Source organism: Pseudomonas hydrolytica (genome assembly GCF_021495345.1).
GTDB classification, from domain to species: Bacteria; Pseudomonadota; Gammaproteobacteria; order Pseudomonadales; family Pseudomonadaceae; genus Aquipseudomonas; species Aquipseudomonas hydrolytica.
Genome location: NZ_CP099397.1, coordinates 4,941,894 through 4,954,422 on the forward strand (window position 1 = coordinate 4,941,894; position 12,529 = coordinate 4,954,422).

7 protein-coding genes are annotated in these 12,529 nt (G+C 67.4%); 5 read left to right on the top strand and 2 right to left on the bottom strand.

What is annotated here, in order from left to right; genetic code table 11:
* Positions 1 to 4 precede the first annotated feature (4 nt).
* The 5 genes from L1F06_RS23275 to L1F06_RS23295 are packed head-to-tail and all read left to right on the top strand — an operon-like array spanning position 5 to position 10,732.
* Positions 5 to 3,880: a PAS domain S-box protein gene (locus L1F06_RS23275; protein WP_129484147.1), complete on the top strand. Its 3,876-nt coding sequence runs from the start codon at positions 5 to 7 to the stop codon at positions 3,878 to 3,880.
* Complete coding sequence (locus L1F06_RS23280) at positions 3,880 to 5,802, top strand: ATP-binding protein (RefSeq protein WP_129484146.1); 1,923 nt, start codon at positions 3,880 to 3,882, stop codon at positions 5,800 to 5,802. Before L1F06_RS23275 ends, L1F06_RS23280 begins: the two co-directional genes overlap by 1 nt.
* Positions 5,799 to 8,696, top strand: a complete 2,898-nt coding sequence (locus tag L1F06_RS23285; RefSeq protein ID WP_129484145.1) for a CHASE domain-containing protein — start codon at positions 5,799 to 5,801, stop codon at positions 8,694 to 8,696. Before L1F06_RS23280 ends, L1F06_RS23285 begins: the two co-directional genes overlap by 4 nt.
* Positions 8,689 to 9,075 carry a response regulator gene (locus L1F06_RS23290; RefSeq protein ID WP_003242430.1) on the top strand — a complete coding sequence of 129 codons (387 nt, stop codon included), beginning with the start codon at positions 8,689 to 8,691 and terminating at the stop codon, positions 9,073 to 9,075. Before L1F06_RS23285 ends, L1F06_RS23290 begins: the two co-directional genes overlap by 8 nt.
* Positions 9,068 to 10,732 (top strand): diguanylate cyclase domain-containing protein, encoded by a 1,665-nt coding sequence (locus L1F06_RS23295; RefSeq protein ID WP_129484144.1) that lies wholly within the window; start codon positions 9,068 to 9,070, stop codon positions 10,730 to 10,732. Before L1F06_RS23290 ends, L1F06_RS23295 begins: the two co-directional genes overlap by 8 nt.
* Positions 10,733 to 10,792: 60 nt before the next feature.
* On the opposite strand, the gene cysW is transcribed toward L1F06_RS23295, so the two are convergent.
* On the bottom strand, positions 10,793 to 11,620 hold the full coding sequence (gene cysW, locus L1F06_RS23300; protein ID WP_012020091.1) for a sulfate ABC transporter permease subunit CysW: 828 nt from the start codon (positions 11,618 to 11,620) through the stop codon (positions 10,793 to 10,795).
* Positions 11,617 to 12,456, bottom strand: coding sequence for a sulfate ABC transporter permease subunit CysT (gene cysT, locus L1F06_RS23305; RefSeq protein ID WP_096825288.1), 840 nt, complete (start codon positions 12,454 to 12,456; stop codon positions 11,617 to 11,619). Before cysT ends, cysW begins: the two co-directional genes overlap by 4 nt.
* Between the last annotated feature and the right edge of the window lie 73 nt (positions 12,457 to 12,529).

A 12,529-nucleotide genomic window follows, 5' to 3' on the forward strand; every position in this document is an offset into this window, starting at 1 on the left:
ACGCATGACTCCGAGGCTGAGCCACCGCTGGTTTGGGCAATGGCTGTTCAGCCGCTGGGACGCCGGCCGCCGGGACGCCGGTCGCTGGATAGTCATTGGCGGCAGTCTGTGCCTGGCCCTGTTCTTCGCCTTTCTGGGACGCCAGGCGCTCAACGAGCGCGAAGCCCTCTGGCAACTGCAGATGGGCAAGCAGGCGGACATTCAGCGCATGGCCCTGAACAGCACCCAGCACGGGCTGCAGGAGCGCACGCAGCTACTCGCCGAAACCATTGCCGCCGACGCCTGGGTCACCGAACTGGTGCGCCAGGCCCACGCCCTGCCGGCGAGCGACCTGGAAGGTCTGGCCAGCATTCGCAGCCAGCTTTACACCCGCCTGGCGCCACGCTGGCGCAACCTGCAGGCGCACCAGCCGTTTCGCCTGTACGTGCATCTGGCGCCGGACATCAAGGTGCTGCTGCGGGTACACGAGCCCGAACACTTCGGCGACTTGCAGATCGGCTGGCGCCCCATGGTGCAGGAAGCGCTGCGCAGCGCCAGCAGCCAGGCCGGCCTGGGCCTGACCCGCGGCAGCATCGGCATGCGCGCCATTGCCCCTTTGTTGGCCGAAGGCAAGCATGGCGCCGAGCAGGTCGGAGCCATCGAGGTGGCCATGGGCGTGCTGGAGAACCTTGCCCAGCTGGACCGCGAGTTCAACAGCGGGGTGGCCCTGCTGCTGCGCGAAGATCTCCTGCTGGGCTCGGGCAGCGGCGAAGAGTTGCGCGGCCTGGCCAGTGATGCCCAGCGCTGGCAGCTGATGGACTACTCGCGGCAGCAGGTGCTGGCCTGGCAAGAGCAACGGCGGCTGCCCGCGCCCGAGGAGGGCGACAGCGTACGCCTGCTGGACGACGGCGAGCGCCACTACCTGGTCAATCAGGTGGCGCTCAGCAGCTACCGCCAGGCTCACCAGCGGAGCGACGAGCCGCTGGCGGTGGCCCTGATCTGGCATGACATCAGCGACCAGTACAACGTGCACCGGCGCGACAAGCGCTGGCTGGTGATCAAGTGGCTGCTCGCCTGGTGCGGTGCCGAGGCCCTGCTGCTGGGCCTGTTGCGCAGCACCCAGCGCAGCACCCAGCGCCTGATGCAGCGCCAGCAGGCCGCGCTGCGTGCGCTCAACGAGATCGCCGCGCTACCCAGCCTGAGCCGCACCGAGCAACTGCGCCAGGCACTGCGTCTGGGCGCCGAGCATTTCGGCATGCCGCTGGGCATCATCAGCCGCATCGAAGGCGAGCGATACCAGGTAGTGGTGCAGGTCTCCCCCGACGGCGCGCTGAGCGATGGCCAGCAATTCGAGCTGGGTGATACCTACTGCAGCCTGGCGCTGCAGCAGGACGAGGCACTGGCCATCACCCACATGGCCGACTCGCCGCATCGACGCCATCCCTGCTATCGCCAGTTCGCCCTGGAAAGCTACATCGGCACCGCCGTGCGCGTGGCCGGCAAACCCTTCGGCACCCTGGCCTTCGCCAACCCGGAGCCACGCAGGCGGCCGTTCGACGCCGCTGACCGCGACTTTCTCGGTCTGTTCGCCCGCTGGGTCGGCGCCATTCTGGAGCGCCAGCAGCAGGAACGCGCCGTACGCGCGGCACGCGCCTACCTGCAGGCGGTACTGGACTCGGCCACCGGGGTGTCGATCATCGCCACCGACACAAGCGGCACCATCAGCCTGTTCAATTCCGGCGCCGAACGCCTGCTGGGCTACGGCGCCGCAGAGATGATCGGGCGCCAGACGCCGGCGATCATCCACCTTGAGGAAGAAGTCCAGGCCCGTGCCGTCGAGCTGAGCGAGGCCAGCGGCCACGCGGTGGAGGGCTTCGAAGTCTTCGTGCACAACGCCCGCGGCGGCGAGCCGGAAACCCGCCAGTGGACCTACCGCCACAAGGACGGCGGCCTGCGCCAGGTCAACCTCACCGTCAGTGCCATATTCGACGAGAACGGTCAGATCACCGGCTTTCTCGGTATCGCCAGCGACATCAGCGAGCTGCTGCAGACCACCCGCGCGTTGCAGAAGAGCGAAAGCCGCTTCCGCGGCCTGGTGGCCAACCTGCCCGGCGTGGTGTACCGCTGCGCCAACGATAGCCAATGGAGCATGCGCTACGTCAGCGACGAGATCCGCAACCTCTGCGGCTACCCAGCCAGCGACTTCATCGACAACCGCGTACGCAGCTTTTCCAGCATCGTTCATCCCGACGACCTGGCCATTACCTTCCGTGCCGGCGAGGCCATCGAGCGCCAGGAGAGCTTCGAGCTCACCTACCGCCTGCGCCATGCCGACGGTCATAACGTCTGGGTGCGCGAGAAGGGCCGTGGCGAGTACGACGGCCAGGGCCATCTGCTGTGGGTCGACGGCTTCATCTGGGACATCAGCGAACGCCAGGCCATGGAGGACGAGCTGCGGCTGAGCCAGCAGCGCTTTCTCAACGCCTTCAACACCGCGCCCCAGGGCATGGCACTGGTCGGCCCGGACGGCCGCTGGCTGGAAGCCAACGACGAGCTGTGCCGCATGCTCGGCTACAGCCGCGAAGAGCTGCTGGCCTGCACCTACCAGCAGGTCACCCATCCCGATGACCTGGATGCCGACCGACAGAACATGGAGGACCTGCTGGCCGGACGGATCAACGCCTACCAGATGGAGAAGCGCTACCTGGACAAGCAGGGGCGCATCCTGTGGGTCCTGCTCAGCGTGTCGCTGGTACGCGACAGCGAGGGGCGCCCGGTGCATTTCGTCTCGCAGATCCAGGACTTCAGCGACCGCGTCGCCGCCGAACGCGCGGTACGCGAGCGCGAACACTACCTCAGCACCCTGCTCGACAACGTGCTCGACGCCATCGTCACCATCGACGAACAGGGCCGTATCGAGACCTTCAACCACGCCGCCGAAGCCATATTCGGCTACCGCCAGAGCGAGGTGGCCGGACACAACGTGCGCCTGCTGATGCCGGAGCCCTACCGCAGCGCCCATGACGGCTACATCCAGCGTTACCTGCGCACTGGCGAGGCCTGGGTCATAGGGCAGGCGCGCGAGCTCGAGGGCATGCGCCAGAACGGCGAGCGCTTCGCCATGGAGCTGGCCGTGTCGCAGATCAGCCACCAGGGCCAGCGGCGCTTCATCGCGGTGATTCGCGACATCGCCGAGCGCAAGCGCATCGAACTGATGAAGAACGAGTTCGTCTCCACCGTCAGCCACGAGCTACGCACCCCGCTCACCGCCATCGCCGGCTCGCTCGGTCTGATCAATGGCGGCGCCCTCGGTGCCGTTCCCGACAACATGCGGCAGATGCTGGCCATCGCCCACAGCAACAGCCAGCGCCTCAGCGCGCTGATCAACGACCTGCTGGACATGGACAAGCTGGTGGCCGGCAAGATGCATTTCGACCTGCAGGCGCGGACACTGCAACCGCTGCTGGAACAGGCGCTGCTGCACAATCAGCCCTATGCCGAGCAGCATCAGGTCGAGCTGCGCCTGCAGGTCGAGGACGATGCCCAGGTGCGGGTCGACGCCCAGCGCCTGGCGCAGGTGATGGCCAACCTGCTGTCCAATGCCGCCAAGTTCTCGCCGCCGGGCGCCTGCGTCGACGTGCGCCTGCAGCATGGCGGCGAGGTACTGCGCGTCAGCGTGACGGACAGCGGCCCCGGCATACCGGAAGCGTTCAAGCCGCGCATCTTCAGCAAGTTTTCCCAGGCCGACTCCGGCGACACCCGGCAACAGGGCGGCACCGGCCTGGGTCTGGCGATCTGCAAGGAAATCATCGAGCGCATGGGCGGACACATCGGTTTCGACTCCTCGCCCGGTCAAGGTGCTACCTTCTGGTTCGAACTACCGATCACAGGGAGTGCGTGATGAGCCAAGCCCCCATCCCCAGCAACGAACAGCAACGCCTGGCAGCCCTGCACGCCCTGGAACTGCTCGACACCCCGGCCGAGGCGATGTTCGATCACATCACCGCACTGGCTGCGCAAATCTGCGAAACGCCCATTGCCCTGATCTCGCTGGTCGATGCCCAACGCCAGTGGTTCAAGAGCCGGGTCGGCCTGGATGCCGAGCAGACCGCCCGCGAGCTGGCCTTCTGCGCCCACGCCGTGCATGCCGATGCCCTGCTGGAAGTGGGCAACGCCCTGGATGACGCACGTTTTCGCGACAATCCGCTGGTCACCTCCGACCCCAGCATCCGCTTCTATGCCGGCATGCCGCTGCACGATGGCCAGGGCCTGGCCCTGGGCACCCTGTGCGTGATCGACCGCCGTCCACGCCAGCTCGACGAGCACCAGCGCCAGCAACTGCGACACCTGGCCCAGCTCACCGGCGAGCTGTTCGAACTGCGCCTGCAGGCGCGCCGCCAGGCCGAGCAGAGCGCCATGCATCAGGCCATGCTGGACAACGCCGGCAGCGCGGTGCTGGTGCTCGACCCGCAGGGCCGGGTTCAGCGCAGCAATCCCGAGGCCCGGCAGTTGCTGGGCTATTCGGCCGAGGCGCTGAACGAACAGCACCTGCCGCAACTGCTGGAGGAACCCGGCCAGTTCGAGCGCCTGTGCCTGGCCTGCGCCAAGGGCCCGCAGAGCGCCGAGGGACGGTTGCGCCCGCGCCACGGGCAGAGCCTGCCGGTGCGCCTGAATCTCTCGCCGATCCGCGCCGAGGGCCAGGCACTGCAGGGCTACCTGCTGGTGGCCAACGACCTCAGCCAGCGCGACGAGGCCCGCCAGCGCCTGCAGCGCATCGCCGCACAACTGCCGGGCATGGTCTACCAGTACCTGTTGCGCGCCGACGGCAGCAGCTGCTTCCCCTATTCCAGCGCCGGTATCCGCGACATCTACGGCTGCACGCCGGAGGAGGTCTGCCAGGACGCGGCCTCGGCATTCGCCCGCCTGCACCCGGAGGACATCGCGCCAGTACGCGAGGCCATCGCCGACTCGGCGCAGCGCCTGGCCACCTGGCACCAGGAGTACCGCGTGCTGCATCCCGAGCGGGGCTTGATCTGGGTCGAGGGGCGCGCCGCGCCGCAGCGACTGCCAGGCGGCGAAGTTCTCTGGCACGGTTTCATCAGCGATATCAGCGAACGCAAACGCGGCGAGCAGCTGCAGAACGAATTCGTCTCCACCGTCAGCCACGAGCTGCGCACCCCGCTCACCGCCATCGCCGGTTCGCTGGGCCTGATCAACGGCGGCGCCCTCGGCGCGGTACCGGAGAACATGCAGCAGATGCTGGAAATCGCGCAGAGCAACAGCCAGCGCCTGCGCCACCTGATCGACGACCTGCTGGACATGGACAAGCTGGTCGCCGGCAAGATGCGTTTCGATCTGCAGCCGCTGGCCCTGCGCCCCCTGCTGCAGCAGGCGCTGCACGACAACCAGCCGTATGCCGAACGCCAGCAGGTCCGGCTGCAGCTGCTGGCCGGCAGCGACTGCCAGGTACTGGCCGATGCCAAGCGCGTCGAGCAGGTACTGGCCAACCTGCTGGCCAACGCCGCCAAGTTCTCCAGCCCCGGCCAGCCTGTCGAACTGTCCGCCGCACTGCGCGACGGCTGGGTCAGAATCAGCGTGCGCGACCAGGGCCTGGGCATCCCGACCAGCTTCAAGCCGCGCATCTTCAGCAAGTTCGCCCAGGCCGACGCCGGGGACACCCGCCAGCAGGGCGGCACCGGCCTGGGTCTGGCGATCAGCAAGGAGCTGATCGAGCGCATGGGCGGGCGGATCGGCTTCGACTCGCAGGAGGGTCAGGGCAGCACCTTCTGGTTCGAGCTGCCATTGGCCGGGGGGCAGCCATGAGCGACAGCATCACGCTACGCCTGCAACTGCTCGGACAGTTGTTCAGCCGCGCCAATCTGCTGGCCTGGGGCGTGCTGGCGCTGGCGCTGGGCGCGACCCTGCTGGCCTGGGACGGTCTGCGCCAGAGCCAGACCGCGTCCGCCACGCGCCAGCTCGAACTGCTCGCCGACGAAATCAGCGAGGCCATCGTCCAGCGCATGCATGACCAGGAAAGCATTCTGCTGGGAGCCGCCGCAATGCTCGACGCCAGCGAGCACGTCAGCCGCGATGACTGGCGCACCTATGCCCGCCGCCTGAATCTGCAGGAACGCTACCCGGGCATCCAGGGCCTGGGGTTCAGCCAGGTGCTGCCCGCCGAGCAATTGCATGCCTTCGAAACCGAGCTACGCACCGAGGGCTATCCCAACTTCCGCGTGCGCCCGCTGGGCCAGCGCGCGCTGTACAGCGCCATCCGCTTTATCGAGCCGTTCGCCGGGCGCAACCTGGCCGCCTTCGGCTTCGACATGCTGTCCGAGCCAGTGCGCCAGGCGGCCATGCTGAGCGCCGCCCGCAGCGGCCAGAGCCGTCTGTCCGGCCGTGTCACCCTGGTTCAGGAAACCCACGGCAAGGTGCAGCCTGGCCTGCTGCTGTACACCCCGGTGTACCAGCCCGGGCAGCCACTGGACACGCCCGAGCAGCGCCTGGCCGCGCTGCGTGGTTTTGCCTACAGCCCCTACCGCACCCACGATCTGATGCACGGCATCCTCGGTGCGCGCCAACGTGACCTGGAGTTCGCCCTCTACGCCAGCCCCGATACCAGCACCGTCAACCTGCTCTACAGCAGCAGTGACAGCATCCTCGACACGCCGGTCGATACCCAGCGGCAGCTGGACATGTTCGGTCAGCAGTGGCACCTGAACTTCTACTACGCCCCGGGTTTTCTCGACGCTGCCCATCGCGGCGAGGGCTCGCTGCTGGCCCTCGGCATCTGCATCAGCCTGCTGCTGTTCTTCCTGATCAGCAGCCTCAGCCTGCGCCGTGAGCAGGTCCAGCAACTGGCCGAGCGCATCACCGAGCAGCTGCACCGCAGCGAAGAGCGCCTGGCCCTGGCCCTCAAGGGCAGCAACGACGGCTGGTGGGACATCGACGTCCAGGCCGGCAGCTTCTTCGCCTCGGCGCGCGGCTGGCAGATGCTCGGCTACCCCGAGCAGGGCCCGCCCGGCTTTGCCGACGATCCGCTGAGCTGGGAGCAGCTGGTGCACCCGGAAGACCTGCCGGCCACCCGCGCGCAGGTGAAACAGGTGCTGCGCGAAGGCATCAGCAACTTCACCCTGGAATGCCGCCTGCTCTGCGCGGACGGCCAGGTGCTGCCGATCCTGCTGCGTGGCTACATCCAGCGCGACGCCAGCAGCTACCCGCTGCGCATCACCGGTACCGCCATGGACCAGAGCGAGGTCAAGCGCATCGAACGGCTGAAGAGCGAGTTCGTCTCCACCGTCAGTCACGAGCTGCGCACGCCCCTGACCGCCATCGCCGGCTCGCTCGGCCTGATCAACGGCGGCGCCCTCGGCGTGGTGCCGGAAGGCATGCGCCAGATGCTGAGCATCGCCCAGGCCAACAGCCAGCGCCTCAGCCATCTGATCAACGACCTGCTGGACATGGACAAGCTGGAAGCCGGCAAGATGCAGTTCGATCTGCAGCCCTGCGAACTCGCCGGCCAGCTCGAGGAGGCGCTGGCCAGCAACCAGGCCTACGCCGCCCAGCGCCAGGTGCAGCTGCGCCTGCTCGACTGCCCGCCGGTGCGCGTACGGGTCGATAACATGCGCCTGCAACAGGTGCTGGCCAACTTCATTTCCAATGCCGTGAAGTACTCGCCACCGGCCGGTGAAGTGCTGCTGCGCGCCGAGCGCCGTGGCACCCGCGTGCGAGTCGAGGTCAGCGACCAGGGTTCGGGCATCGCCGCCGCCTTCCGTGATCGCATCTTCGCCAAGTTCTCCCAGGCCGACGCCAGCGACAGCCGCGAGAAAGGCGGCACCGGCCTGGGCCTGGCGATCAGCAAGGAACTGATCGAGCGCATGGGCGGGCAGATCGGCTTCGACTCGGTGGTCGGTCAGGGCAGCACCTTCTGGTTCGAGCTGCCGCTTCTGCTCGAGGCCGGCCGCAGCGAGCCGGGCGATGGCCGCCCCAGCCTGCTGGTGGTGGAGGACGAGCCGGACATCGCCGCCCTGCTGCGCCAGTTGCTCGAAGATGCCGGCTACCGTGTGCGCCTGGCCCACAGCCTGGCCGAGGCGCGCGCCCGCCTGCACGAGGAAACGCCGGCGGCCATAAGCCTGGACCTGCGTCTGCCGGACGGCGACGGCCTGCAGCTGGTGCAGGAACTGCGCGCCGACGAGCGCTACCGCGACCTGCCGATTCTGGTGGTATCGGCCGCCTGCGAGGAAGGTCGCCTGGCGCTCGAGGGTGTGCCGGCACTGGACTGGCTGAGCAAGCCGATTGATCCCCAGCGCCTGCTCGGCAGTCTCGCCCAGGCCCTGCAACACCTGCCGCACAGCCCGCGCGTGCTGCATGTCGAAGACGACCACGACCTGCGTCTGGTCGTCGCCGAACAGGGGCGCGAGCTGGCCGAGTTCGTCCCCGCCGAGAGCCTGGCCGAAGCGCGTCGCCTGCTCGCCGAACAGCGCTTCGATCTGGTCCTGCTCGACCTCGGCCTGCCCGACGGCAACGGTCTGGAACTGGTCGACGAACTGCAGCGCCAGCGCCCGCGTCTACCGGTGGCGGTGCTCTCGGCCAGCGAGCTGGACGGCCGCCAACTCGCCGGCGTGAGCGCCGCGCTGGCCAAATCACGCAATGATGGGCAACACTTCCTGCACACGCTCACCCGCCTGCTACCTGCCAAGGAGACCGGCCATGACTGACCTCAAGCGTATCCTCCACGTCGAGGATGACCCTTCGATCCAGGCCGTGGCCAAGGTTGCCCTCGAAGCCGTTGGCGGATTCCAGGTACTGAGCTGCTCGAGCGGCCAGGAAGCGCTCGATCAGGTGCAGGGCTTCGCTCCCGATTTCATCCTGCTCGACGTGATGATGCCGGGCATGGATGGCCCCCAGACCCTGGAGAAGCTGCGCGAGCTGATCGACATCGACGAGGTGCCGGTGGCCTTCATGACCGCCAAGGTGCAGCCCGGCGAAGTCGCCCACTACCGCAGCCTGGGCGCGCTCGACGTGATCGTGAAGCCGTTCGACCCCATGCAGCTAGCCGCCCAGGTCCGGCAGATCTGGAGCCAGCGCCATGGATAAACGCGAAGGCAACGGCATTCCCCAGTCCCTGCAGCAGCATCTGCACCAGCTCGGCGAGCAGTTCGCCGAACGCCTGCGCCAGGAGCTGCCGCAGCTCGCCCAGCAGGCCCAACAGCTGCCGGAGGCGAGCGACGAGCAGCGCCGACAGTTGCTGCGGGCACTGCGCGATCAGTTGCACCGCCTGGCCGGCAGCGCCGGCACCTTCGGCTTCGACACGCTCGGCCAGCAGGCGCGCGAACTGGAGCAGCAGGCCGAGCTGTGGCTGGAACGTCAGTTGCGGCAGCAGCAGGATCTCGACGCCTTCATTGCCGCATTGCAGCAGCTTGGCAGCCAGTCGGCCGGCACGACCAGCCAGGGCGAGCCACAGACAGCGCTGCAGCCGGCGGCCCGTACCGACGTCGATACGCGCCTCATCTACATCCTCGAGGACGAGATCGCCGTCGGCGAAAGCATGCGCCTGACCCTGAGCAACTTCGGCTATCAGGCCGAACACTTCAGCACCATCGCCGCACTCGACGCCGCCCTGCTGCTGCAGCTGCCGGACGCGCTGATCGTCGACGTCAATCTGGCGAGCGAGGACTGCAGCGGCCTGGACTATGCCGCACGCCTGCAGCAGCGTCTGGAAGCGCCCCTGCCGCTGCTGGTGCTGACCGAGCAGAACGACTTCGCCACCCAGTTGCAGGCGGTGCGGGCCGGCGCCCAGGGCTTCTTCGCCAAGCCGGTGGACATTCCCCAGCTGGAAAGCCGGCTGGAGCGCTGCTTCGCCCAGCAGCAGGGCGAGCCCTACCGGGTGCTGATCGTCGACGACGACCTGGACCTGGCCAGCCGCTACAGCCTGGTGTTGCGCGGCGCCGGCATGCTGGTGGAGGTATTGCGCGATCCGGCGCAGATCTTCGAGCACCTGCGCGACTTCAATCCGGAGGTGATGCTGCTCGACGTCAACATGCCGGACTGCACCGGCCCCGAGCTGGCGCAGATCATCCGCTGCAATGACGACTGGCTGCGCATCCCGATCATCTACCTGTCGGCGGAAACCGACATCGCCAAACAGATGAGCGCGCTGATCAAGGCCGGCGACGATTTCGTCACCAAACCGATTTCCGACAACGCCCTGGTCGCCGCGGTGTTCTCCCGCGCGCAGCGCGCCCGCCTGCTGTCCGATGCCCTGTCCCGCGACAGCCTCACCGGCCTGCTCAAGCACGGCGATATCAAGGAGCAGGTGGCCATCGAACTGGAGCGCGCCTTGCGCAGCGGCGCGCGCGCCAGCGTGGTGATGCTGGATATCGATCACTTCAAGCGGGTCAATGACGAACATGGCCATGCCGCCGGCGACAACGTCATCCGCGCCCTGGCCAACCTGCTGCGTCAGCGCCTGCGCCGCGTCGACAGCCTGGGGCGTTACGGCGGCGAGGAGTTTCTCGCCGTGCTGCCGGACTGCACGCCGCAGCAGGCGCGGATGATCCTCGACGAGATTCGCGAGCGCTTCGCCGAGCTGCGCTTCATCGCCGATGGCGGCGAATTCTCCTGCTCCCTCAGCGCCGGCATTGCCGGCACCGACGTGCACAGCAACGCCGAGCAACTGCGCGAGCGCGCCGACAAGGCGTTGTATGCGGCCAAGCATGGCGGCCGCAATCAGGTGCAGATCGCGGACGATTGATTGCGGCAGACCATCGACATCGTCGCAGGAGCCCGCAAGCGGGCGCCTGCATGACGGCGATCAGGCCTCGGCGCGTTGCATCAGCTGGCGCTGACGCCACTCCATGAAGGTTTTCAGGAACAGGGTGAGCAGCGCCATGCACGCCAGCAGGCCGGCAGCGGTGAACGCCGCGGCGGGCTTGTAGTCGTTGTTGAGCTGATCGACCAGCAGCGGCAGGGTCAGGGTCTGGTTGATGATGCTGCCGGACACCACCGATACCGCGCCGAACTCGCCCACCGCCCGCGCATTGGTCACCACCACGCCGTACAGCAGCGCCCACTTGATCTTCGGCAGGGTGATGCGGCGGAAGATCTGCCAGCCGCTGGCGCCCAGGCACATGGCGGCCACTTCCTCGTCCTGGCCCTGGGCCTGCATCACCGGAATCAGGATGCGCGCCACGTAGGGCGCGGTAACGAACACCGTGACCATGACGATGCCCGGCCAGGCGAACATCAGCTGCATGCCGTTATCGTAGAACCAGCGGCCGATGAAGCTCTCCAGGCCGTAGACCACCAGGTAGCAGAGGCCGGCGACCACCGGCGACACCGCGTAGGGAATGTCGATCAGGGTGGTCAGCAGCTTGCGCCCGCGAAAGTCGTAATGGGTCACGCACCAGGCCAGGCAGATGCCGAAGCACAGGTTCAGCGGCACGGTGATCACCGCCACCAGCAGGGTCAGGCCGATGGCGTGGCGCATGTAGTCTTCGTTCAGGTTGCTCCACAGCAGATCGAGACCACCGGCCAGGGCCTTGCTGAAGATCAGCGCCAGCGGCACCAGCAGCACCAGTGCCACCAGCGTCAGACCGAGCGTTACCAGCGCCCATTGGCGCCAACCTTGAGGTTTCTTCATCGACCTTGCCGCTGCCACGCGAAGATGCGGCCCTGCAGCACCTGCAGGGCGAACAGGAGGATCAGCGACGCGAGCAGGATCACCGAAGCGATGGCTGCGGCCGCCGGGTAATTGAATTCCTGCAGACGGACGAAAATCATCAGCGAGCTGACCTCCGTCTGGAAGGGGATGTTGCCGGCGATCATGATCACCGCGCCGAACTCGCCGAGGCTGCGGATGAAGGCCTGCGAACCACCGGTGACCAGCGCCGGGGTCAGGGTCGGCAGCACCACGTGGCGGAAGATCTGCAGGCGACTGGCGCCGAGGGTGCGCGCGGCCTCCTCGTATTCCGCGCCGAGATCCTGCAACACCGGCTGCACGGTACGCACCACGAACGGCAGGCTGGTGAAGACCATGGCCACGATGATGCCGGCGTAGGCGTAGGCCACCTTGAAGCCCAGCCACTGACCGATCCAGCCATTGGGCACCAGCAACGCCGCCAGGGTCAGGCCGGCCACCGAAGTCGGCAGAGCGAACGGCAGGTCGACCAGCGCATCGACGATGCGCCGACCGGGAAAGTCGTAGCGGGTGATGATCCAGGCCAGCAACAGGCCGATCAACAGAACCGCCAGGGTCGAGTAGAGCGCCGCCGAGACGGTCACCTTGTAGCTCTGCACCACACGCGGATCGCTGATGGCGAACCAGTACTGCGCCCAGGTCATGTCGCTGACGTACAGCAGCAGCGCCGATAACGGCAGCAGGATCACCAGCGACAGGTACAGCACGCTGACGCCGAAGCTCAGGCCGAAACCTGGCAGCAGCGGGGTCTGCAGGAAGAACAGCGTCGGTTTACTCACGAAAGAAGCTCGGCTCTACAAATGCAGTTGGCCGCCAATAAGGCGGCCAACGGACCAATACCAGGCTTGCCCG

Bases quoted from the DNA above. Each gene is read 5' to 3' on its own strand.
- L1F06_RS23285 (WP_129484145.1), top strand. From the start codon at position 5,799: ATGAGCGACAGCATCACGCTACGCCTGCAACTGCTCGGACAGTTGTTC.
- cysW (WP_012020091.1), bottom strand. From the start codon at position 11,620: ATGAAGAAACCTCAAGGTTGGCGCCAATGGGCGCTGGTAACGCTCGGT.
- L1F06_RS23275 (WP_129484147.1), top strand. From the start codon at position 5: ATGACTCCGAGGCTGAGCCACCGCTGGTTTGGGCAATGGCTGTTCAGC.
- L1F06_RS23280 (WP_129484146.1), top strand. From the start codon at position 3,880: ATGAGCCAAGCCCCCATCCCCAGCAACGAACAGCAACGCCTGGCAGCC.
- L1F06_RS23295 (WP_129484144.1), top strand. From the start codon at position 9,068: ATGGATAAACGCGAAGGCAACGGCATTCCCCAGTCCCTGCAGCAGCAT.
- L1F06_RS23290 (WP_003242430.1), top strand. From the start codon at position 8,689: ATGACTGACCTCAAGCGTATCCTCCACGTCGAGGATGACCCTTCGATC.